The sequence below is a fragment of the Plantactinospora sp. B5E13 genome, assembly GCF_039871775.1.
Lineage (GTDB): Bacteria > Actinomycetota > Actinomycetes > Mycobacteriales > Micromonosporaceae > Plantactinospora.
On sequence record NZ_JBDPLT010000020.1, the window covers coordinates 1 to 21,032 of the forward strand.

Annotated in this window: 20 protein-coding genes and 2 pseudogenes; 8 read left to right on the top strand and 14 right to left on the bottom strand. The window is 71.4% G+C overall.

Features of this window, described 5'->3' with window-relative positions; genetic code table 11:
- Nucleotides 1-33: 33 nt before the first annotated feature.
- From ABGB05_RS19190 to ABGB05_RS19210, 5 genes are all read right to left on the bottom strand, one after another.
- The gene (locus ABGB05_RS19190) at nucleotides 34-1,656 is read right to left on the bottom strand and encodes a glycoside hydrolase family 13 protein (RefSeq protein WP_347654901.1); all 1,623 of its coding nucleotides are present in this window, start codon (nucleotides 1,654-1,656) and stop codon (nucleotides 34-36) included.
- A 141-nt stretch (nucleotides 1,657-1,797) separates the two neighbouring features.
- On the bottom strand, nucleotides 1,798-2,913 hold the full coding sequence (locus ABGB05_RS19195) for a LacI family DNA-binding transcriptional regulator (protein ID WP_347654805.1): 1,116 nt from the start codon (nucleotides 2,911-2,913) through the stop codon (nucleotides 1,798-1,800).
- 141 nt (nucleotides 2,914-3,054) lie between these two features.
- Nucleotides 3,055-4,023, bottom strand: coding sequence for a carbohydrate ABC transporter permease (locus ABGB05_RS19200; protein ID WP_347654806.1), 969 nt, complete (start codon nucleotides 4,021-4,023; stop codon nucleotides 3,055-3,057).
- Between the two features lies 1 nt (nucleotide 4,024).
- A complete protein-coding gene (locus tag ABGB05_RS19205) occupies nucleotides 4,025-5,098 on the bottom strand; it encodes a sugar ABC transporter permease (protein ID WP_347654807.1) in 1,074 nt (357 codons plus the stop codon).
- A gap of 87 nt (nucleotides 5,099-5,185) precedes the next feature.
- Complete coding sequence (locus ABGB05_RS19210; protein WP_347654808.1) at nucleotides 5,186-6,529, bottom strand: ABC transporter substrate-binding protein; 1,344 nt, start codon at nucleotides 6,527-6,529, stop codon at nucleotides 5,186-5,188.
- A gap of 304 nt (nucleotides 6,530-6,833) precedes the next feature.
- On the opposite strand from ABGB05_RS19210, the gene ABGB05_RS19215 reads away from it, so the two are divergent.
- A complete protein-coding gene (locus ABGB05_RS19215) occupies nucleotides 6,834-7,292 on the top strand; it encodes a hypothetical protein (RefSeq protein ID WP_347654809.1) in 459 nt (152 codons plus the stop codon).
- 14 nt (nucleotides 7,293-7,306) lie between these two features.
- Here ABGB05_RS19215 and ABGB05_RS19220 read toward each other — a convergent pair whose 3' ends face one another.
- The gene (locus ABGB05_RS19220; protein WP_347654810.1) at nucleotides 7,307-8,059 is read right to left on the bottom strand and encodes an HD domain-containing protein; all 753 of its coding nucleotides are present in this window, start codon (nucleotides 8,057-8,059) and stop codon (nucleotides 7,307-7,309) included.
- Between the two features lie 129 nt (nucleotides 8,060-8,188).
- On the opposite strand from ABGB05_RS19220, the gene ABGB05_RS19225 reads away from it, so the two are divergent.
- Nucleotides 8,189-8,968: a peptidoglycan DD-metalloendopeptidase family protein gene (locus tag ABGB05_RS19225; protein ID WP_347654811.1), complete on the top strand. Its 780-nt coding sequence runs from the start codon at nucleotides 8,189-8,191 to the stop codon at nucleotides 8,966-8,968.
- Nucleotides 8,969-9,121: 153 nt separating this feature from the next.
- On the opposite strand, the gene ABGB05_RS19230 is transcribed toward ABGB05_RS19225, so the two are convergent.
- The 4 genes and pseudogenes from ABGB05_RS19230 to ABGB05_RS19245 form a co-directional block, all read right to left on the bottom strand.
- Entirely contained in the window at nucleotides 9,122-9,268 is a 147-nt protein-coding gene (locus ABGB05_RS19230; protein ID WP_347654812.1) for a GPGG-motif small membrane protein, read from the bottom strand.
- 3 nt (nucleotides 9,269-9,271) lie between these two features.
- On the bottom strand, nucleotides 9,272-10,042 hold the full coding sequence (locus ABGB05_RS19235) for a metallophosphoesterase (protein WP_347654902.1): 771 nt from the start codon (nucleotides 10,040-10,042) through the stop codon (nucleotides 9,272-9,274).
- A gap of 14 nt (nucleotides 10,043-10,056) precedes the next feature.
- Nucleotides 10,057-10,332, bottom strand: a complete 276-nt coding sequence (locus ABGB05_RS19240) for a hypothetical protein (RefSeq protein WP_347654813.1) — start codon at nucleotides 10,330-10,332, stop codon at nucleotides 10,057-10,059.
- Nucleotides 10,333-10,421: 89 nt separating this feature from the next.
- A pseudogene (locus ABGB05_RS19245) lies at nucleotides 10,422-10,976 on the bottom strand (nucleotidyltransferase); the annotation flags it as partial.
- 191 nt (nucleotides 10,977-11,167) lie between these two features.
- Between ABGB05_RS19245 and ABGB05_RS19250 the strand changes: the two are divergent.
- Nucleotides 11,168-11,773 (top strand): annotated as a pseudogene (locus tag ABGB05_RS19250) (thymidylate kinase); the annotation flags it as partial.
- A gap of 283 nt (nucleotides 11,774-12,056) precedes the next feature.
- Here ABGB05_RS19250 and ABGB05_RS19255 read toward each other — a convergent pair.
- On the bottom strand, nucleotides 12,057-12,785 hold the full coding sequence (locus tag ABGB05_RS19255; RefSeq protein WP_347654814.1) for an SDR family NAD(P)-dependent oxidoreductase: 729 nt from the start codon (nucleotides 12,783-12,785) through the stop codon (nucleotides 12,057-12,059).
- 427 nt (nucleotides 12,786-13,212) lie between these two features.
- Between ABGB05_RS19255 and ABGB05_RS19260 the strand changes: the two genes are divergently transcribed.
- The 3 genes from ABGB05_RS19260 to ABGB05_RS19270 all read left to right on the top strand — a co-directional run bounded on the left by ABGB05_RS19260 (nucleotide 13,213) and on the right by ABGB05_RS19270 (nucleotide 16,766).
- The gene (locus tag ABGB05_RS19260) at nucleotides 13,213-14,121 is read left to right on the top strand and encodes a MurR/RpiR family transcriptional regulator (RefSeq protein WP_347654815.1); all 909 of its coding nucleotides are present in this window, start codon (nucleotides 13,213-13,215) and stop codon (nucleotides 14,119-14,121) included.
- 228 nt (nucleotides 14,122-14,349) lie between these two features.
- Nucleotides 14,350-15,249 (top strand): N-acetylmuramic acid 6-phosphate etherase, encoded by a 900-nt coding sequence (murQ, locus tag ABGB05_RS19265; protein WP_347654816.1) that lies wholly within the window; start codon nucleotides 14,350-14,352, stop codon nucleotides 15,247-15,249.
- Between the two features lie 566 nt (nucleotides 15,250-15,815).
- The gene (locus ABGB05_RS19270) at nucleotides 15,816-16,766 is read left to right on the top strand and encodes a sigma-70 family RNA polymerase sigma factor (RefSeq protein WP_347654903.1); all 951 of its coding nucleotides are present in this window, start codon (nucleotides 15,816-15,818) and stop codon (nucleotides 16,764-16,766) included.
- A 185-nt stretch (nucleotides 16,767-16,951) separates the two neighbouring features.
- Here ABGB05_RS19270 and ABGB05_RS19275 read toward each other — a convergent pair whose 3' ends face one another.
- Together ABGB05_RS19275 and ABGB05_RS19280 are read right to left on the bottom strand one after the other, a co-directional pair.
- Nucleotides 16,952-18,073, bottom strand: a complete 1,122-nt coding sequence (locus ABGB05_RS19275; RefSeq protein ID WP_347654817.1) for a DUF5808 domain-containing protein — start codon at nucleotides 18,071-18,073, stop codon at nucleotides 16,952-16,954.
- Nucleotides 18,070-18,501, bottom strand: coding sequence for a GntR family transcriptional regulator (locus ABGB05_RS19280; RefSeq protein WP_347654818.1), 432 nt, complete (start codon nucleotides 18,499-18,501; stop codon nucleotides 18,070-18,072). Before ABGB05_RS19280 ends, ABGB05_RS19275 begins: the two co-directional genes overlap by 4 nt.
- A 246-nt stretch (nucleotides 18,502-18,747) precedes the next feature.
- Here ABGB05_RS19280 and ABGB05_RS19285 point away from each other — a divergent pair, with 246 nt between their 5' ends.
- Together ABGB05_RS19285 and ABGB05_RS19290 are read left to right on the top strand one after the other, a co-directional pair.
- Nucleotides 18,748-19,500 (top strand): ATP-binding cassette domain-containing protein, encoded by a 753-nt coding sequence (locus tag ABGB05_RS19285; protein ID WP_347654819.1) that lies wholly within the window; start codon nucleotides 18,748-18,750, stop codon nucleotides 19,498-19,500.
- Nucleotides 19,497-20,294 (top strand): ABC transporter permease, encoded by a 798-nt coding sequence (locus tag ABGB05_RS19290; protein WP_347654820.1) that lies wholly within the window; start codon nucleotides 19,497-19,499, stop codon nucleotides 20,292-20,294. Before ABGB05_RS19285 ends, ABGB05_RS19290 begins: the two co-directional genes overlap by 4 nt.
- Before the next feature lie 39 nt (nucleotides 20,295-20,333).
- Here ABGB05_RS19290 and ABGB05_RS19295 read toward each other — a convergent pair whose 3' ends face one another.
- Nucleotides 20,334-21,029: a hypothetical protein gene (locus tag ABGB05_RS19295; protein WP_347654821.1), complete on the bottom strand. Its 696-nt coding sequence runs from the start codon at nucleotides 21,027-21,029 to the stop codon at nucleotides 20,334-20,336.
- Nucleotides 21,030-21,032: the final 3 nt, after the last annotated feature.

The window sequence follows — 21,032 nt, forward strand, 5'->3', positions numbered from 1 at the left end:
TCCCGCCCCCCCACCCCCCACCCCCCCACCCGATCAGGCCGGGGTGTCCTCGGCGATCCGGAACCAGACCGTGACGTCGGTCGGCACCCGACCGTCGGTGTCCAGCGGCCCGCTGGCGTGCACCAGCTCCGCGCTCTCCGGCAGGTCGACCGGGGCGGCGCCGAAGTTGGTGAGCACCCGCAGCCCCTGGTTGCGGAAACAGAGCACCTCGTCCGGGCTGGTCAGCCAGTGCACCGTACCGGCGCCGAGCCGCAGGTCACGGCGCAGCCGCAGGGCGTGCCGGTACATCTCGTACGTCGAGCCGGCCACCCCGCGCTGCCGGTCCAGCGCGTACTCGGCCCAGAGTTCCGGCTGCGGCAGCCAGCTGGCGTCCCCCGGCCCGAAGCCGTACGACGGGGCGTCCGCCTCCCACGGAATCGGCACCCGGCAGCCGTCGCGGCCACGTTCGGTGTGTCCGCTGCGCTGCCACGTCGGATCCTGACGGAACTCGTCCGGCAGGGTGGTGTGCTCCGGCAGCCCCAGTTCCTCACCCTGGTACAGGTACGCCGAGCCGGGCAGCGAGAGCATCAGCAGGCTGGCCGCCCGGGCCCGGCGCAGGCCGAGTACGGGATCCGGCTGCGGGTCGCCGATCCCGATGCCGTTCGGCCGGGGCGTGCCGACCGGCAGGGCCAGCCGGCTCGCGTGCCGGATCACGTCGTGGTTGGAGAGCACCCAGGTGGTGGGGGCGCCGACCGCCGCACTCGCCTCCAGGGAGCGGGTGATCACCGCGTACTGGGCCGGCGCGGTCCAGGCCGCGAGCAGGTACTCGAAGTTGAACGCCTGGTGCATCTCGTCCGGCCGGATGTACGCGGCCAGCCGCTCGGCGGGCTCCACCCAGGCCTCCGCGACCAGGATCCGCTCGCCCGGATAGCCGTCCAGTACCCGCCGCCAGTCCCGGTAGATCTCGTGCACCCCGTCCTGGTCCCACATCGGCGGCCGGGGGCGGTCGACCTCCGGGCCGGAGAGGATCTCCTGCGGTTCGTGCCAGTCCGCCAGGTCGGCCTGCTTGACCAGGCCGTGCGCGACGTCGACCCGGAACCCGTCGACGCCCCGGTCGAGCCAGAACCGCAGGATGTCGCGGAACTCCTCGCGTACCTCGGGGTGGTCCCAGTTCAGGTCCGGCTGGCCGGTGTCGAACAGGTGTAGGTACCACTGTCCGGGCCGGCCGTCCGGCTCGACGACCCGGGTCCAGGCCGGGCCGCCGAAGACACTGCGCCAGTCGTTCGGCGGCTCGGCACCGTCCGGGCCACGCCCGTCCCGGAAGACGTACCGCTGCCGGGCGGTCCCGTCCGGGCCCTCGGCGAGCGCCGTGCGGAACCAGGGGTGGTCCGCCGAGGTGTGGTTGGGCACCAGGTCGACGACGAGCCGCAGACCCCGCTGCCGGGCGGCGTCGATCAGGGCGTCGGCGTCGGCGAGGGTGCCGAAGAGCGGGTCGACGTCCCGGTAGTCGGCCACGTCGTATCCGGCGTCGGCCTGCGGTGACGGGTAGAACGGCGACAGCCAGACCGCGTCGACCCCCAACTCGACCAGGTGGTCCAGCCGGGCGGTGATGCCGAGCAGGTCACCGATTCCGTCACCGTCGGAGTCGGCGTACGAGCGCGGGTAGATCTGGTAGATGACGCCGTGCCGCCACCAGCGGTCGGCCGGAGTGTCGTCGGGTCCGCCGGAGGTGGGGGCTTCGGCGGTCGGGTCGGCGGGGGCGGTCGTGTCGGCGGTGTTCAGGGCGTTCTCCCAGAGGTGTGTACCGGACGGGTGTAGTCAGTTTGCCCGGGGCGGGCCGGTCGAATCCCGCACGATCAACCGGGTGGGCAGGATGTGTCGCTGCGGTTCACCATCGGCGCCACCGCCACCGCCACCGCCACCGCCACCGCCACCGCCACCGCCACCGCCACCGCCACCGCCACCGCCACCACGGCCGGCGAGCCGGTCCAGCAGCGTACGGGCGGCGAGCCGGCCCAGTTCGGCGGCGGGCTGGGCGACCGTGCTCAGCCCGACGACCCGGGCGTAGTCGTGGCCGTCGACCCCGATCACGCTGACGTCCGCCGGAACCCGCAGGCCGGCCCGGCGCAGCGCGACGATCGCCCCCATCGCCATCTCGTCGCAGGTGGCCATGATCGCGGTGGGGACGGGTGCGGTCCGGGCGAGCAGGCTGGCCGTCGCCTGGCGGCCACCATCCACCCCGACCCGGGCCCCCACCTCCAGGATCGCTTCCGGTGGTGTACCGGCCGCCTGCATCGCCTCCCGGTAGCCCCAGCGTCGGTCCAGGTCCGCCGGGCGGGTGAACTGGTCGGCGGCGTCGCCGGAGAGGCAGACGATCCGCCGGTGGCCGAGGGTCAGCAGGTGTTCGGTGGCGACCCGGGCGGCGGCCACGTCGTCGATCCCGACGCTCGGCCAGCCGGGGACCGGTGCGCCGGCCGCCACCGTCACCCCGGGCAGGGCGCGGTCGCGTCCGCCGTAGTCCGGTGCGGCGAACACGGGTGCGGCGCTGACCAGGGCCGGGGTGCCGACCAGCAGCACCGCGTCGACCCGCTTGGGCAGGTCGGCGGTCCGGAGCAACCGCTGCCGGGCGTGCTCCGGCCCGCCGACGTGCTGCAGCAGCAGGTCGTATCCGGCCGGACGGAGCAGTTCCTCGGCGGCGTCGACCACCACACCGGGAAACCAGGCACCGATCCGGGGCACCAGCACGGCGACCGTGCCGCTCTTGCCCCCGGCCAGTCGGGAGGCGCTGGGCGAGGCGGTGTAGCCGAGCTGCTCGGCGGCGAGTCGTACCCGCCGTCGGGTCTCCTCGGAGACCGTCGGAAGGCCACGCAGCGCCCGGGAGACGGTGGCGGTGGAGACCCCCGCCAGCCGGGCGACGTCGTCGATTCTGGTCACCGTGTCATCTCTCGGCCGGGCGCTGGCGCCGGCCATGCCGCCGAGGGGAGGGCGAAGGTGGAGGCCGCGGGCCCGGGTGCCGCGCCCGCCGCCGATCCGGCGGCGGGCGCGGAAGGTCCGGGAGTTCCGTTGGTCTCCCGGTCAGCCCTTGACACCGCCGGCGAGCAGGCCGCGGACGAAGTAGCGCTGCAGGGACAGGAACACGATCAGCGGTACGACGATGGAGACGAACGCGCCGGAGGTGAGGCGTTGCCACTCGCTGGCCCGGGTGCCGGCCAGCTCGGCCAGGCGTACGGTCAGCGGGGCGACCTCCTTGCTGCCACCCGCGAAGATCAGTGCGACCAGCAGGTCGTTCCAGACCCAGAGGAACTGGAAGATCGCGAAGGCGGCCAGTGCCGGCACGATCAGCGGCAGCACGATCGAGCGGAAGATCTTGGGGTGGCTGGCGCCGTCCACCCGGGCCGCCTCCATCAGGTCCTTCGGCAACTGGGACACGAAGTTGTGCAGCAGGAAGACCGCGAACGGCAGGGCGAAACAGGTGTGCGCGAACCAGACCTGGACGAACTTCTCCTCGTCGGCGAGATTCCAGGCCGGCAGCAGGGTGAACCCGCCCAGGCTCACGCCCTCGGAGAAGAAGCTGAGCAGCGGCACCAGCGCCATCTGCAGCGGCACGATCTGCAGTGCGAAGATGCCGATGTAGACCCAGTCCCGGCCCCGGAAGTTGATCCAGGCCAGGGCGTACGCGGCCAGTGCGGCGAAGGCGAGCGGGAAGAGCACCGACGGGATCGTGATCACCAGCGAGTTGACGAAGTAGCTGGCGAGCTGCCCGGATATCGCCGACCGCCCGAACAGCACCTCCTGGTAGTTGTCCAGGGTGAACGACGGGTCGGTGAAGGCGGTCCACCAGCCGGTGGTCTTGATCTCGTCCTCGGGGCGCAGCGAGGAGACGAACAGGCCGAAGGTCGGCAGGGTCCAGAGCACCGCGATGAGGACCGAGGCGAGCGTCGCGACCCGGGTGTTCAGCCGTTTGCGTACCCGACCGGCGGCGGTGGCCGGTACGGAGGCCGGGGTCGGGGTGCCGACCGGCGCGGGAGGCGTCGTGGTGGTCATCTCAAACCTCCCGCTGCTTGCGCAGGTTGCGGATCTGGTAGATCACCAGCGGGATCACCAGGACGAAGAGGAACACCGCCAGGGCTGAGCCCTGACCGGTCTGGCCGAACCGGAAGGCCTGGTTGTACATCTCGTTCGCGATCACACCGGTGTCGTAGTTGCCGTTGGTGGTGGTCCGGACGATGTCGAAGACCTTGAGGGTGGCGATCGAGACCGCGACCACGACGACGATCAACGCGGACCGGATGCTCGGTAGGGTGATCTTCCAGAACATCTGCCACGGGTTGACCCCGTCGAGCCGGGCCGCCTCGATGATGTCGGCCGGGATCGCCTTGATCGCCGCCGAGAGCACCACCATGGCGAGACCGGCCTGGATCCAGATCATGATGACGATCAGCAGGAACGTGTTCAGCGGCGCGTTCTGCAGCCACTGCTGCGGTTCGCCGCCGAACATCACCCAGATCTGGTTGAGCAGGCCGATCTGGTCGTACTCGCCGGAGCGGTAGGCGTAGACGAACCGCCAGATGATGCTGGCGCCGACGAACGAGATGGCCATCGGCATGAAGATCAGCGCCTTCGCCGCCGCCTCGAACCGGGCCCGGTCGACCAGCACCGCGTAGATCAGGCCGATCGCGGTGGCCACCAGCGGCACCACGATCACCCAGATCAGGGTGTTGGTCAGGACCCGGAAGATCTCGTCCTGGGCGAACATCCAGGTGTAGTTCTGCAGTCCCACCCAGTTCCGGCTGCCGCCGTCCATGAAGGACAGCAGCACCGTGCGGATCGCCGGCACGATCAGCCCGACGGCGAGCAGCAGCAGGGTCGGCAGCAGGAAGAAGAGTCCGAGGCCGCCCTCCCGGCGGTTGACCACCGATCGACGACGCGGCCGGGGCCCGCCGCCGGCGGGGGCCCGGGTGTGGGCGGTCGACGCGGCGACGAGCGCGGCCTCCCGGCGCCGGGCGAACCACGACGGTACGACGTCGAGCAGCACCAGCAGGCCGCCGACCACCGCCGCGAAGGCGAGCAGGCCGTACAGGAGCATGAGCAGCTTCGGTGCCTCGTCGGCGAACTCCATCAGCGTCTCCAGCGGATCGGGTACCTACGGCGCGGACGGGGAGACGGGGCGGCCCGGTCCGCTGCCGGACCGGGCCGCCCCGGGATGTCACTTCGGCCAGGAGCCCTCGACGAAGTCCAGGGTGCTCTGGGTGTCCTTGCCGTTGACCCAGTCGATCATGCCCTTCCAGAGGGTGCCGGAGCCGACCGCGGCCGGCATCAGGTCCGAGCCGTCGAACCGGAAGACCGCCGACTTGTCGAGCAGCACCTCCATGGAGAGCTTGTCGACCGCCTGCTCGACCTTGGTCACGTCGAGCTTGCTGTTCGGCGTGATCCAGTTGCCGAGTGCGGCGCGGGAGTTGGCGTACTCGCCGGAGGCGAGGTAGCGGCGGACCGCCTGCACCGTCGGCTCGTCGGTGAACGCGACGGTGAACTCGCCACCGCCGAGCACCGGCTTGCCCTTGGCCGGGTCGACGGCCGGGAAGTAGAACGCGTAGATGTCACCGTCCGGGCCGATCTTGGTGCCCTCCGGCAGGTAGTTGGCGTAGAAGTTCGCCTGCCGGTGCATCCAGCACTGGCCCTGCAGGATCGGCAGCCCGCCCTCCTGGAAGGAGGTGGAGTTGAGGCTCTTCACGTCACCGTAGCCACCGTTGACGTACTTCGGGTTCTTGAGGATCGAGCCGGCCTGGTCCACCGCCGCCACGACCCGCGGGTCGTTGAACGGGATGCCGTGCGCGGTCCACTGGTCGTAGACCTCCGGCGTCTGGGTACGCAGCATCAGGTCCTCGATCCAGTCGGTGGCCGGCCAACCGGTGGCCTCACCCGACTCCAGACCGACGCACCACGGCTTCTTGCCGTCGGCGGCGATCTGGTCGCTGATCGAGATCAACTCCGCCCAGCTGGTCGGGACCTTGTAGCCCTTCTCCGCGAACGCCTTCGGCGAGTACCAGACGAAGGACTTCACGTTGGCGCCGAGCGGGGTGCCGTAGGCCTGTCCGCCGACGGTGGCGTACTTCAGCCAGTCCGCCGGGTAGTTGGCGTCGGCGATGGCCTTCAGGTCGGCGGCCATCGGCTTGAGCTTGCCGGCCTCGGCGAACCGGGCCAGCAGACCGGGCTGCGGAATGAAGGCGATGTCCGGCGGGTTGCCGCCGTCGGCCTTCACCTGGAGCTGGGCCTCGAACTCGCCGCTGCCCTCGTAGTTGATTTCGATGCCGGTGCAGTCCTCGAACTGCTTCCAGGACTGCTGGAGCAGGTCGGCCTCCGCGTCCCGGATCGAGGCGTAGATCGACACCTCGCCCTCGTTGCCCTGGTAGCTGGCGTACGGGGCGCACTCCGGGGAATCCGGGTCGAGCCCGCTGGAGCTTTCGCCGGAACAGGCGCCTGCGCCGATAGCCAGCGCCAACACACCGGCGATCGCGAGGGCCTGGCGTGGTCTTCTGGACTGGACCGCCATGTAGTCCTCCTTTCGGGCCGGCATGCCGGGAGCCGACGGCTCCCGTGCCGGACTGTGGGCGTCACCACATGTAAGCGCTTGCACCGGAAGGGCGTCCAGCCCCGGAGAGGCACGAGGGCGTAACGATTCGGAAACCTGCTCAGCAATTGGCGGCCATGCCGTGGTGGCGCGGACCATGCCGTCGGGCCGGTCGGGCTAGGCTGCCCGCATGGCAGGCCCGACGCCCGGGACGGGCTCGACCGGCAGGCTCGTGTGGGCCTCCGACGAGGTGCGCAACCGCCTCAGCCGACAGGTTCAGCCGCAGGTGCGCCGGCCGAGAAAGATGGTGCTGGCAGCGACCACCGCGATTGTCTTCGTCTGGCCGGCGGCCTTCGTCGCGTTCGCGGCCACGACCGTCGCCGCGCCGTCGGTGACCGACGGGGCCGGCGTCGGGCGGGCGGCCTTCTGGGCGCTGCAGGTCGCGGTGCTGATCGCGATCGTCGCGGCGGCCACGACGCTGCGGCGGCACACCGCCGAGCCCGACCCGGCCGGCGGGGGTCCGCCGACCCGGGTGAGACCTCTGCGTGTGGTGGGCCACCTGCTGGTCAGCACCGTCACCGCGGCCCTGGTGCTGGCGCCGCAGGGGCTCTCCGCCGCGCAGATCGCACTGCTGACGGTGGTGCTTCTTGTCGTGCTTCACCTGCTGCCCATGGTGGTGGCCAGACTGCTGCTGCGGCGGCGTCGTGGGCGCCGTCCGGCCGACCCGTCCGACGGGCGGGCGTGACCGTCCGGTAGTGGTCACTCGCCGGCCGGGACCCGGGCGACCTCCGGACCGTCCAGGATGGCGGCGAAGCGCTGCTCGGCCAGGTCCAACTGACCGAGGATGTGGGTCCGGGCCTCGGCGTCCAACGGGGTGTCCGGGCGACGGACCAGGTCGCGCAGCAGCGGTAGCAGCGGACGGTACTTGCGGGCCGACCGGGGCACCTTGTCGCCGGTGGTGTGGATCACGCCGACGCCGTTGTCGGTGAAGTCGGAAATCTTGATCACCCGGGCCCAGGGCTCCCGTTCCAGGCTCTCGGCCAGGTGGGCGCGGTACTGCTCGTCGCGGTCGCGGTCGGGGGCGTACTCGGGATTGGTGACCGCGGCGACGAGCCGCGCGACCCGGGGGTTGAACCGCCGGGCCACCTCGGCGAGGGCCGCCTCGGTGGCGGCCGACCGAAAGCTGTCGGCCGGCAGGTCGGCGAGTTCGGCCGGGTGGTCCTCGACGGTGTCGTGCAGCAGCGCCGCGACGATCACGTCCACGTCGGTGACCCGGTAGTAGACGATGATCCGGATCGCCACCCGGAGCAGGTGGTTGAGGTAGGGCTCCCGGACGCGCCGGTCGTCCCGGTGCAGCCTCGCGGCCAGTTCCAGGGCTGCGCCGAGCCGGTCCCGTTGTGCCGGGTCGAAGCGTTCGACCTCCAGCTCGAACCGGTCGCGTAGGCCGGCTTCGCCGTACACCTCGGTGATGGCGTGCAGGGGCATGGATCTCAGGTACGTCGGCGAGGCCATGACGTCCAGGTATACCGGATCGGCTCCGGACCCGGTCGTCCGCACGCCGGGACACCGCCCTTCCGCCAGCTGAAGTTTTCTGCCACGATTCATTCAGCCATGGAAAACTTTCTGCGTAGGAGGTCATGGATGCGCTCCCGCCTGTTCGCCCTCGTCGGCGCCGGTCTGCTGATCGCCGCGACGGTGCTGGTGCCGGCCTCGCCGGCCGCCGCGGCACCCACCTTCAAGGTGCCGTTCCCCTGTAACCAGACCTGGTCCGGGCAGACCCGCAGCAACCACAGCCCGGCGTACGCGATCGACTTCAACCGCACCGACGACCAGGGCGACCCGGTGGTGGCCAGCGCGCCCGGCACCGTGGACGTGGTCGCCGACCTCGGCGGCACCAGCTACGGCAAGTACGTCCGGATCAACCACGGGGGCGGTTACACCACCTACTACGCCCACCTCAGCAGCTTCAACACCGCTGTCGGCCGATCCGTCGGCTACGGCACCGTGATCGGGTACGTCGGCACCACCGGCGGCTCCACCGGCCCACACCTGCACTACGAGCAGCGGCTGAACGGCTCCGACGTGCAGGTCCGGTTCAACGGAAGCCTGGCGCTCTACTGGGGCGAGCGCAGCTACACCAGCGACAACGGCTGCTCCGGCGGCGGTGCCGGCTCCGGCACGGTGAACACCTCCGGCACCGCGCTCACCGTCCGCTCCGGACCGGGCACCGGCTACTCGTCGGTTGGCACCGTCGCCGACGGCACCCGGGTCACCATCCAGTGCCAGACCACCGGTACGACGGTGACCGGCACCTACGGCACCAGCAACATCTGGGACCGGATCGGCAGTGGCCGGTTCATCGCCGACGCGTACGTCCTCACCGGCTACGACGGCTTCATTCCGGGAGTGCCCCGCTGCTGAGCCGGCGGAGAACAGGAACCGGGGTCGTCGGCCGGGGTCTTCAGGGGGAGGACTTAGACCCGGACCGGACGACCCCGGTTGGTTCGGAGGGATGTTGTTCGGAGGGATGTCGGTCAGCTCGGCGGGCCGGCGCGGCACTGCGTCGGCCCGGAACTAGCCGCTGAAGACACTGACCCCGAACGGCCCGACGAGCAGGCCGACGATGATCAGCACGATGCCCCAGAGGAGCTGCCGCCGGAACAGCGCCATGACGCCGGCGACCACCAGTACGACTGCGAGAATCCAGAGCAGTAGGTCCATGCCTCAGGAACTACCCGAACCGCTGATCGCGGAAACCCTCCCGCTCGTCCCCGCGTACGGCGCATGCAGGTGAAACACGCTGTACGCCTGCTTGATCACCGGGTGGGCCACGTTACGGACCCGTACCCCGCCCGGAGTGGTGCCCCGCTCGCTGCCGGCGTGCGCGTGCCCGTGCAGGGCCAGCTCGGTCGGCGCCGAGTCGATGGCCTGCCCGAGCAGGTACGAGCCGAGGAACGGATAGATCTCCAGCGGCTCCCCGGCCAGGGTGTCCGGAACCGGGGCGTAGTGGGTCAGCGCCACCCGTACGTCGCACTCCATCTCCCGCAGTGCCACCCCGAGCTGGTCGGCGATGGCCTGGGTGGTCCGGATGAACGCCTTCATCTCCGGCTCGCCGAACTCGCTCGCGCAGCGTCCGGCGAACCCGCCGCCGAAGCCCTTCGCACCGGCGATGCCGATCCGGGTCCCACCGCACTCCAGCACCAGGTTCGTGCCCTCCAGTACGACGATCCCGGCGTCCTCCAGCACCCGGATCACCGCCGGGACCTCGTCACAGTGGTAGTCGTGGTTGCCGAGCACCGCGACCACCGGTACGCCGAGGTTGCCGAACTCGGTGGCCACGCACCGGGCCTCGCGCTCGGTGCCGTGCCGGGTCAGGTCGCCGGCCAGCAGCAGCGCGTCCGCGCGCTCCGGCAACTGCTCCAGAGCCGGCCGGAACCGACCGAGCACGTCCTGGTCCATGTGCACGTCGCCGACCGCGGCGATCCGGACCACCATGTTGTCGTCTCCCGTCACCGCAGCTCCTCCACCTCGGTCGGGGCCTGGGTGCGGATCAGTCCGATGTCGACCGTCACCGGCAGCCGGGGAAAGTGCTCCAGCACCAGCCGGAGGATCTCCTCACGCCGCTGTGCGCTCTCCACCTCGCCGCAGACCACCAGCGAGTGGTCGCGGCGGGTCACGGTCAGGCCCTGCTCGGCGATCTCGGTGTGCTCGGTGAGCAGCCGCTGGATCGCCGCCTCCAGGTAGTCGTCGGGCGGCTCTTCCCCGGTTCCCGGTTGTCGGTTCACGCCACTACCTCCTCCTCTTCCCCGCCCCGGTGTGGCGACGCCGTACCGGCCGGTGTCACCCGCAGCGGTGGCCGGCCATCGTCGACCGGGCTGTACGGCACCACGTCCAGCCGGTCCAGCAGCACCAGGAAGGCCTCGGCGTAGGGGGAGTGCGCCGTCTCCTTGCGGACCCGATCCCAGTCGATCTGCTCGCGCAGGGAACGGGCCAGCGGCAGTCCACGGGCGAAGTCGCAGTAGTGCTGGGAGAAGCTCAGCAACTTGTGCACCATCAGGTGGGTCGCGGAGAGCACCGGCATGTGGATGGCGTCGACCGGTCGTACCACGGTGTCCCGGAAGGTCTCGTCGGTCACCGGGGTCTCGATCGGCCGGTGGATCAGGTCCACCATCCGGTCGTTGTCCCAGACCTTGACGAGCCAGTCCTCCGGGGGGCGTTCGGCGGTGAAGCCGGTCTCGACCAACGCCTCCAGAGCGCGTTCCACGTCCTGCTCCCGGATCAGGAAGTCGACGTCGTGGTCGCTGGAATGACCGCCGTGCGCGTACACGGCGAAGCTGCCGCCGAGGGCGAAGGGGATCTCGGACTGCTTCAGGACGGCGGCGACCCGTTTCAGGGTGGCAAGCAGGGTCTCGTCGCCGCTGTGCTCCATCTGTGCTCCCGGGTCGTTGAGTGAACGGGCAACTGGTCGGTGGGATGGAGATTTACCGTTACCCGGCATTCCGTTCGTTCACACCTGGGCCGGTACGGGGGGTCCCGGACCGCCGTCCGCCCGCCCTCGCGGGGTGCCCGGCGGAGCGCGGTTCGCGCCGCCGGGCGCCGTCGCCGGGTACCGTGCTGGGGGTGGCCCGGACTCTGCAGGAGCGGCAAGGCGGGGGACGGCTGCGGACCGTCTCCCTGGTCGGGATCGACGGATCGGGAAAAACCACTCAGGCACACCGTCTGGCGGACATCCTGACCGAGGCGGGCCTGCCGGCGACGTACTGGCAGAACGCCGGCGGGCGGCGCTGGCTCGGCCGGCTGGCCCGCCGGGTGGGCCGCCGGGACGCGCAGCGGCTGCTCGGGCGCAACGGGGTGCTGCTCGCCGAGTCGGTCCTGCGCTGGCTGGCGATCGCGCGGGCACTGCTCCGGTCCCGGCTCGGTTCACGGATCGCGGTGATGGACCGGTACGCCGTCTGCCAGTACGCCAGCATCCGGGCGCACGGCGGTGGCCGGCGCTGGGAGCGGCTGGCCCGGGTGCTGTACCGGGTCTTCCCGCCGTCCGACGTCACGTTCCTGCTCGACGTCGAGCCCGGGGAGGCGTACCGGCGGATCGAGGCCCGGGGCACCGACCACGAGAGCATCGACTACCTGACCGCGGGGGTGGCCGCCTACCGCTCGCTGCCGGAGTACGCCGCCTTTGTCGTGGTGGACGCGAACCGGTCGCCGGACGAGGTGACCGAGGCGATTCTCGCCGGCCTGCGGGACTGGCTGCCGCCGGAGCACGGCCCGCCCGGGGCGAATCCACTCCGGCCCGGCCCGGCAGCGTCCGGTCCGACAGCGTCCGGTCCGACAGCGTCCGGTCCGACAGCGTCCGGTCCGACAGCGTCCGGCCCGGTGGAGCAGAGCCGACCGCCCGCACGGTCCACTCCGGCGCCTGCCGGCCCGGGCGGACCCGGCGGCGGCGCACCGGCGGCCGGGGACGAGCCGGGCCGGGAGGTCGCCGACGACCACTCCGGACGGGAGGCCGCGTTCAGGCCCGTCCGTAGACCGGAATGGTCGCGCCACTCGTCGGCGCGGAATCGTCACCGGCCAGAAAACGAATCACCCCGGCGACCTCGGCCGGCGCCACCCAGCGGGAGTGGTCCGCAGTGGGCTGTGCCGCGCGGTTGGCCGGGGTATCGATGACACTCGGCACCACCGTGTTGCAGCGGATCCCCGCCTGCCGGTACTCCACCGCCACCGCCGAGGCGAACGCGAGCACGGCGGCCTTCGCCGTCACGTAACCGGCCGCGCCGGGGAACGGGGCGAGCGCGGCCCGGGAGGAGACGCAGACGATCGCCCCGCCGCCGGCCTCGACCAGGTGTGGCAGCGCCTGCTGGGTGACCAGGTAGGTCGGGCGCAGATTCAGGTTGATCATGTGCTCGAAGTCGTCCAGCGGGGTCTCGTGGACGCGGCCGCCGGCGGCGTACCCGCCGACCAGGTTGACCACCGCGCGCAGTGGCGCGGCCGGGTCACCCGCGGCGACGGCGACCGCGCGGGCCACCTGGTCGGGGTGGGTGAGGTCCGCGACGACCCGGACCTCCGCCGGCGTACCGGTCGCTGGCGTCCGGGCCTCGTGCAGGCCGGCGTCCGGTGTCGGTCCGGGACCGTCCACGCGCACCGGTACGACCACCCGCCAGCCGTCGGCCAGGAACGCCTTGGTGACGGCGCCGCCGAGGCCACCGGTGCCGCCGGTGACGAGCACACTGCGATCTACCATGGGCCCACGGTATCGGCCCGGACCAGGTTGGCTCCGCCACGGTATCGGCCCGGACCAGGTGGCTCCGCCACGGTATCGGCCCGGACCAGGTGGCTCCGCCACGGTATCGGCCCGGACCAGGTGGCTCCGCCACGGTATCGGCCCGGACCAGGTGGCTCCGCCACGGTACCGCCCGGGTCGGCGGTGGTCCGCCGACCGGCGCCCTCGGCCGACCGGTCCCGGGCGACCGGTAACCTATTGATCGGCGACGATTCAACCGGACGGTGTCCGACCGTACGTGCCGGCCTTCCGGTCCAGCCGAACGTGTTGCGGGATCGGCCCGCTCGGCTGGGCTGACCGGCCGCGATTTCCCGCCGGTCGGGCGTACCTTCGCAGGTGTCGCGCGTCATGGTTGACGCTCCCACCTTTATGAAAGTAAGTTTCATCCGTGGTGAAGACTGCGAAGATTTCTGCGAGTCACGAGACGGGTGGGCTGATCGTGCACATCAGCGGCCTGCTCCCGTCCCTGTCGCCCGCCGAGCAGCGGGTCGCCAGACTCGTCGTGGCCGACCCCGCGGACGCCGCCCGTCGCACCATCACCGACCTCGCGACCGCCGCCGAGACCTCCGAGGCCACCGTCATCCGGTTCTGCCGGTCGGTCGGCATGGAGGGCTACCCGCAGCTGCGGATCCGACTCGCCGCCGAGGCCGCCCGCCGGGTCGAACCGCCGGACGCCCGGGTCGTCGGCGGTGACATTCCGCCCGGTGCCGACCTGGCGCAGATCATCGCCACCATCGCCTTCAGCGACGCCCGGGCGGTGGAGGAGACCGCCGAGCAGCTTGACCCCGCGGTCTGCGAGCAGGTCGTCGAGGCGATCAACAACGCCGGCCGGATCGACATCTACGGCGCCGGGGCCAGCGGCTTCGTCGCCTCCGACTTCCAGCAGAAGCTGCACCGGATCGGGCGTACCGCCTTCTACTTCCCCGACGTGCACACCGCGCTCACCTCGGCCGCGCTGCTCGGCAAGGGCGACGTCGCGATGGGCATCTCGCACACCGGCACCACCCTGGACGCGGTCGAGGTGCTCGAGCAGGCCCGGGCCCGCGGTGCCACCACGGTCGCGCTGACCAACTTTCCCCGCTCGCCGATCACCGAGGTCGCGGACTTCGTCCTCACCACGGCGGCCCGGGAGACGACGTACCGGTCCGGGGCGATGGCCAGTCGGCTCGCCCAGTTGACGGTCGTCGACTGCCTCTTCGTGGGCGTGGCGGCCCGCAACCGTACCCGGGCCAGGAAGGCGCTCGAGGTCACCGCGGAGGCCGTGCAACCGCACCGGGTCAGCCGGCGGCGGTCCTGAGGCCCGGTGTGGCGGAGTGCGGTGCCGACGGCGAGCGGAGCGGGGCGATGGCATGAGCAGGAGACTCGGCGGAGGTCCATGCGCGGGAGGGTGGAGATGACGACCGGACGGGTCGAGCCCGGTGCGCCACCCGCGAGCCCGCGTCCGGATTCCGCCGCGGGGTCGTCCCGCCCGGGGACCGGGACCACGGCGGCCGACGGGGCCGGACCGGGGTCGGACGGACGTGCCGTGGCCCGGGTTTCCGCGCCGACCGAGCGACGCAACCCGCGCAGCGCCGATCTCGACCTGATGTCCACCCGGGACGTACTCCGGGTGATCAACGAGGACGACCGGCTGGTGCCCACAGCTGTCGCGGACGTCCTGGACGAACTGGTCGTCGCGGTCGATCTCGCGGTGACTGCGCTGCGTGGCGGTCGGCGGGTGCACTACTTCGGGGCCGGGACCTCGGGGAGGCTCGGCGTGCTCGACGCCGCCGAACTGGCGCCGACCTTCAACGCCCCGGACCGGTGGTTCTGTGCCCACCTGGCCGGTGGGCCGGGCGCGCTGCTGCGGGCCGTGGAGGACGCCGAGGACGACGAGATCGGTGGCGAGGCCGAGGCCCGGGACTGCGTCCGGTCCGGTGACCTGGTGGTCGGTCTCGCGGCGAGTGGACGTACGCCGTACGTGCTGGGTGCCCTGCGGGCAGCGACCGAATTGGGGGCGGACACGGTCCTGCTCTGCGCGGATCCGCATGCCGCCGCGGCGCGTACGGTGACCGTCTTCATCGGGGTCGACACCGGACCGGAGGTGGTGACCGGTTCGACCCGGATGAAGGCGGCAACGGCCCAGAAACTCGTCCTGAACGCGTTTTCCACCGCCGCGATGGTCCGACTCGGGCGGGTCTACTCGAACCTCATGATCGACATGGTGGCCACCAACGCCAAGTTGCGAGGTCGGATGATCTCCATCCTGATGGAGGCGACCGGCTGTGCCGAGGACGTCGCCCAGCGGGCGCTGACCGAGGCCGACGGTGATCTGAAGGCCGCTCTGGTGGCAATGCTCTCCGGAGCGGCCATCGCGGACGCCCGGGCCGCCCTCGACCGGTCGGCCAACCAGGTCCGGGGAGCCCTCGCTCTGCTGGTGGGCTGATCCCGGTATCCCGCCGCCACCCCGGACGACGTCGGTGTCCGCTCGCTCCGAAGCGTCGGCCCGCCGTCCTCCGGGCACCCGGCGCGCGGCGGGCGAGGACGGCGGTTGTCGTCGGTGGCTGCCCCGGGACTGGATCCGGGCTGCGGATTGTTGCCCGGGCGGAGGGGTAATCCTGGTGCGGCGGGGTGAACCGACCGGCCGTGCGGTACGTGTACCAGACCGTGACGAGAATCGCAGCAACCTGGTGACCTGGATCGCTGTGTGTCGTTGTGTGGCGATGGTGCGATACCTGGGCGCGAGTCGACGCAAGCCCCGTAGCTGTGGCGTTGCCGGTTTCGACTCACCCGATCGGGACGACTGACAGCAAACGTCGATCGTGCTTTCAGCAACTACTCAGGCATTCGTGACACTTTCGACTCACGAGATGGAATCCCCAACGCGTCTCAACTGTTGTGTAGGTGTCAGCACCGCGGGGCACAGCGGAAGTTACGGGGGAGGGGCTGATGAACGTGGGGACGGCAGGAGCAGGAGCCCGGGCGTCCACCGGGAAGAACGACGAGGGGACCGTGGGGAACGTGGAGAAGAAGATCGTGATGCGGACCGACGAGGTTGCCGAGGAGCGCGACCTGGTCGGCGTGTACCTGCACGAGATCTCCCGCACACCGCTGCTCGACGCCGCCGCCGAGGTCGACCTCTCCAAGGCCATCGAGGCCGGCCTTTACGCTGAGCACCTGCTCGACGAGGACCGGGTCCCCGAGGGTGTCAGCGACGCGGAACTCCGGCGGCTCGTGGCCGAGGGAGAACGTGCGAAGGACCTGTTCATCCGCGCCAATCTCCGGTTGGTGGTGTCGATTGCCCGCCGGTACGTCCGCTCCGGCATGCCGATGCTCGACCTGATCCAGGAGGGCAACACCGGTCTGGTCCGGGCGGTCGAGAAGTTCGACTACGAGCGGGGTTACAAGTTCTCGACGTACGCCACCTGGTGGATCCGTCAGGCGATCAGCCGGGCGATCGCCCAGCAGGAGCGGACCGTACGGCTGCCGGTGCACCTGGTCGAGGACGTCAACCGGATGCGTAACGTGGCCCGGCAGCTGACCCGTGAACTCGGTTCCGACCCGGAGCCGGAGCAGATCGCCGCCGCGCTGGGCGTGCCGGTCGAGCGGGTCCACGAGCTGGTCCGCTGGTCGCAGGACACCGTGTCGCTGGACACTCCGGTCGGCGACGACGGTGACACCAACCTCGGTGACCTGGTCGCGGACAGCGACGCCCCGTCGCCGGAGGAGATCGTGCTCACCGGTCTGGAGCGGCAGCGGATCGAGGGGCTGCTCAACCACCTCGACGACCGGTCGGCCGGCATCATGCGGGCCCGGTACGGCCTCGAGGACGGGCGGGAGCACTCGCTGACCGAGGTCGCGTCCCGGTTCTCGCTCTCCCGGGAGCGGATCCGGCAGCTGGAGATCCAGGCGCTGGGTCGGCTGCGGGAGCTGGCCCGGGCCGAGGGCCTGGCGGCGGCCTGACACACCTGACGGCGGCCTGACGGACGGTCAGACGCCGGAAGTCGTACCGGTGGTGGCCGGCGGCCGACTCGGATTCCGGCCACCACCGTGTTCCGGGGTCGTCGCCGGCCCGGCCGCGGGTCGTGGCCGACCGGTCGGTCTCCCGGGTCGTGGCCGACGGGAGGTCCCGCCGCCGGCCGGTTGAGCTAGCCGAGGGTCGGAACCAGGACGATGAGTGCGACGATGGCGAGTATGGCGGCGATGACCAGGTAGCTGCGGGGATTGCCGTAGTTGAGGGTCCAGCCGAGCCCGACCCGCTTCTGCACCAGGATCGCCGGGTCGTCGCGGTTGACGTAGCAGAGGCCGACGAACCGCCAGTACCGGTCGTCGTCGACGTGTGTGGTGTCCGGCCGCTCCCCGTCCGGTGCCTCGGCGGCGATCCGGCTGCCGCCCTGGCCGGCCCGTACCCCGACGATGACCACGTAGGCGGTGCTGAGCAGGCAGACCAGCATCATGCCGGTCGTGGCCAGCACGCCGGGCCGCCGTCCCTGCCAGATCGGCACGAACACGAAGAGCATGGCGGCGTTCATGCCGGCCGCGAAGAGCAGCAGCGCCCGGCCGATCCGCCGGAGGAAGAGCCGGTGCTGTGCCGCCGACCGGACCGGCGCGGAGGGCTCCAGGTCGGCCCGGGAGCGGTAGGACCAGGCGAGTAGACCGATGACGAGGGCGGTGACGAACAGGTCCAGCACCACCGGCAGGCTGACCGCCCAGGGTGACCTGGGCTGCCACGCGTGGACCTCCAGGCCGGTGGTGCGCATCGGTATCCGCGCCGGCATGTCGGGGTAGAGCGCGATCCCGACGACCAGGGTGCCGAGCACGGTCAGCAACGCCGGCAGCGTCCAAGCCCACGGAAAGCGTTCGGATTGGGTACGCAGCGAGGCGTCGACCGCGACCCGCTGGGCGAGACCGCCGTACCAGCCGTGGTCGGCTTTCACCCGCAGGATCACCTGCCGGGCCCGCAGGTAGAAGAGGGCGACCAGGAGCACCAGGGCGATCGTCGGCGCGCTGCCGACCAGCGTCAGGGTCTCTTCTCCGGCGGTGTGGAAGACGGCGCCGAGGGTGAGGGTGGCGAGCAGTCCGAGCAGCCCGGCCGTCGCGACCCGGGTCCGGAAGGCGCGGATCTGTGTGGTGATGGCGGCGTCGCCGGCCCGCTGGGCGGGCACCCGTACCCCGAAGGGCAGGGTGGGGCGCTGGACCAGGGGCATCGTCCAGGCCGACCCGGCGACCAGGAGCAGGGCCATGAGCGGTCCGATGAGCGTCGCGGTCATCGCTGGTCTCCCTCTCTGCCGTGTCCCGCCGCCATCCGCTCCGGCGGGTTGTCGAACCTGTCGAGCACCGAGCGGCAGAGGTCGAGCAGTTCGTCCCTGCCGAGCCCTTGGGCGGTGGCCTCGGCCAGCAGGGTGGTGGCCCGGGCGGTCCACTCCGGGACGAAGCCGGGCGTTGGCGGGCCCGAGTCGCCGTCCCGGAGTACGACCGCCCCGGACTTGCGGTTGATCCGCAGCAGGCCCTGCTGGCGGAGCAGGTCGTAGGCCTTGTTGACGGTGTGGAAGTTGATGCCGAAGTCGGTTGCCAGGGCCCGGGTGGAGGGCAGCGGGTCGCCGGCCCGGAGCGCCCCGGTGGCGATCGCCTCGACCACCCGGTCCCGGAGTTGCTGGTAGATCGGGACCTCGCTGTTCGGGTCCACCTCGATGATCACTCGTCCTCGCCCTCATCTGTTCCATCAGTTATAGAACAGCGCGGAAAGGGTTGACAAGACCCGTCGGGCAGCTGCTATACAACTTATAGAACAGATGGCCAACGTGTGGGCGGCGGCGGGTGCTGCCGCCGGCCACGACCCGACGGACGGTGAGCTGATGGCAACAAACCTGATCATCAACAAGGGCGCGGTCGCCGCCCGGACAGGTCCAGGTCGGTGCCGGCGACGGACCCCCGGGGTGCGGGTATGAGCGCCGACGGCCTGACCGTGGAGGTGTCCCGACTGACCAAACGGTTCGGTGCGGTCACCGCCGTGCAGGAGTTGAGTTTCAGCGTCCGGCCGGGTGTCGTCACCGGCTTCCTCGGTCCGAACGGGGCGGGCAAGACCACCACCATCCGGGCCATCCTCGACCTGGTCACCCCGACCTCGGGCGGTACGACGATCGGCGGCCGACGCTACCGGGACCTGCCCCGGCCCTCCGCCACGGTCGGCGCGCTCCTCGCCGCCTCGGCGTTCCACCCCGGTCACACCGCCCGGGCCCACCTCCGGACGTACGCGGCGATGGGCGGCTATCCGGACCGACGGGTCGAGGAACTGCTCCAGCTGCTCGGACTGGCCGAGGTGGCCGACCGCCGTACCGGCGGGTTCTCCACCGGAATGCGGCAGCGGCTCGGCCTGGCCACCGCCCTGCTCGGCGATCCCGGCGTACTGCTGCTCGACGAACCGGGCAACGGCCTCGACCCGGAGGGCACCGCCTGGCTGCGCGGTTTCCTCCGTGGGCTGGCCCGGGAGGGACGTACCGTGCTCGTCTCCAGCCACCAGCTCAGCGAGGTCGAACAGCTGGTCGACGACGTGGTGCTGATCCAACGCGGCCGCAAGGTGACCGCCGGACCACTCGCCGAACTGGTCGGCGAACACCGGAACCTCGAACAGCTCTTCCTGCGGCTGACCGCCGCCGCCGGACCGAGTCTGTCGACCGCCGGAGAGGGGATCTCATGATCCGCCTGATCGACGCCGAGTTCCGTCGGCTCCTGGCCACCCGGCTCTGGCCGGTGGCACTGCTGGTCGCGGTCCTCTCCGGCGGCACGCTGGTCGGGCTGCTGACCCTGCTCGGCCCGGAGAACCTCGACCAGCCGCTGCCCGGCCTCGACACCGCCGCCGGGGTCCGGACGGTGATCGGCTTCGTCGGGTACACCGTCTTCATACCGGTGGTGCTCGGCACCCTCGCCGTCACCTCGGAGTACCGGCACCGGACCATCGACACGACCTTCCTGTACGCGCCCCGGCGCTGGCAGGTGCTGCTGGCGAAGCTCGTCGTGTACGCCGGCTACGGGCTGGCGTACGGGCTGGCGCTCACCGCCACCGGCGCGGCCGTCCTCTTCGCCGGGGCGGCGACCCGGGGCGTCACCCTCGGGCTGTCCACCGGGACGGTGCTGGAACTGTTCGCCAGGCTGGCGCTGACCCTGGCCGTACACATGCTGATCGGTGTCGGGATCGGCGCGCTGCTCCGCAACCAGGTCGCGGCACTCGCGGTGGTGTTCGGCTACTTCTATCTGCTCGAACCGCTCCTGGTGCTGATTCCGGGGGTGGACCGGCTCTATCCGTTCCTGCCCGCCGGCGCGACCGCCGCCCTGACCGGCTTCAGCTACATGGTCGACACGGTCGCCGCGGAACTCGGTACCACACCGGTCCCGCTGATGTCGCCGCCGCTCGGCGGGGTGCTGCTCGCCGGGTACGCGGCCGTCGCCGCCCTGCTCGCCGTGGCGCTGCCGATGCGTCGCGACGTCAGTTGAGGTGGTGGGACCGGGGCTCGCCGCGCGGGCCCCGGTCCGTCACTTCAGTCGGCCGATCAGCTCGCCGATGGTGGCCTCGGGCCGGCTGTCGCAGAGCTGGTCGATGGCGGTCATCACCAGCGGGCTGTCCGCTCCGGAAACGCCCTTGGCCAGCCCGATCTCCCGGATCGCCGCCACCCGTTCCTCGGGCGGTGCCTGGCGGTACTCCGTACAGCTCGACTGTGCGGTCAGCCCGCCGGCGCCGCTGAGGTTGTCGACGACGGACCGGACGACCAGGAAGCCGGCCACGCCGAGCACGACGAGGGCGGCCAGCGCGATCCAGCCACCCCAGCGGCGGGGGCGGCGTTCCTCCGCCGACCCTTCGGACCCCTGACCGGCCGCTGCCGGTTGCTCCGCCGGTTGTGCCACCGCGTGTTCCGCCGTCCGGGCAGCCGGCCTCTCCTCAGCCGGGAGTGTGGCCACGGCGGCGGCGAGTGCGGCCGCGTACTCCTGATCATCGATTACCGCCTGGGCGAGCAGGCGCCGGGCCAACGAGTTGTTCCGGGGATCCCGGGCCAACTCGACCAGTGTCTCCTGCTCGTCCAGGGCGTGGAACCGCTCCGCGACCAGGGCGTAGAGCTGGCGGACCGGGGTACTCCGGCCCGGTGTGCCGCGCGGAGCGGCGAGCTCCGGCAGTCGCGGAGCGAGGCGGTCCAGCACCAGGGCGGCCAGCTCCCTGGCCTCGGGCGGGGTCATCCC

Bases quoted from the DNA above. Each gene is read 5' to 3' on its own strand.
- ABGB05_RS19275 (WP_347654817.1), bottom strand. From the start codon at position 18,073: ATGACCGCGACGCTCATCGGACCGCTCATGGCCCTGCTCCTGGTCGCC.
- ABGB05_RS19255 (WP_347654814.1), bottom strand. From the start codon at position 12,785: ATGGTAGATCGCAGTGTGCTCGTCACCGGCGGCACCGGTGGCCTCGGC.
- ABGB05_RS19225 (WP_347654811.1), top strand. From the start codon at position 8,189: ATGCGCTCCCGCCTGTTCGCCCTCGTCGGCGCCGGTCTGCTGATCGCC.
- ABGB05_RS19210 (WP_347654808.1), bottom strand. From the start codon at position 6,529: ATGGCGGTCCAGTCCAGAAGACCACGCCAGGCCCTCGCGATCGCCGGT.
- ABGB05_RS19295 (WP_347654821.1), bottom strand. From the start codon at position 21,029: ATGACCCCGCCCGAGGCCAGGGAGCTGGCCGCCCTGGTGCTGGACCGC.
- ABGB05_RS19230 (WP_347654812.1), bottom strand. From the start codon at position 9,268: ATGGACCTACTGCTCTGGATTCTCGCAGTCGTACTGGTGGTCGCCGGC.
- ABGB05_RS19205 (WP_347654807.1), bottom strand. From the start codon at position 5,098: ATGGAGTTCGCCGACGAGGCACCGAAGCTGCTCATGCTCCTGTACGGC.
- ABGB05_RS19290 (WP_347654820.1), top strand. From the start codon at position 19,497: ATGATCCGCCTGATCGACGCCGAGTTCCGTCGGCTCCTGGCCACCCGG.
- ABGB05_RS19200 (WP_347654806.1), bottom strand. From the start codon at position 4,023: ATGACCACCACGACGCCTCCCGCGCCGGTCGGCACCCCGACCCCGGCC.
- ABGB05_RS19220 (WP_347654810.1), bottom strand. From the start codon at position 8,059: ATGGCCTCGCCGACGTACCTGAGATCCATGCCCCTGCACGCCATCACC.
- ABGB05_RS19285 (WP_347654819.1), top strand. From the start codon at position 18,748: ATGAGCGCCGACGGCCTGACCGTGGAGGTGTCCCGACTGACCAAACGG.
- ABGB05_RS19235 (WP_347654902.1), bottom strand. From the start codon at position 10,042: ATGGTGGTCCGGATCGCCGCGGTCGGCGACGTGCACATGGACCAGGAC.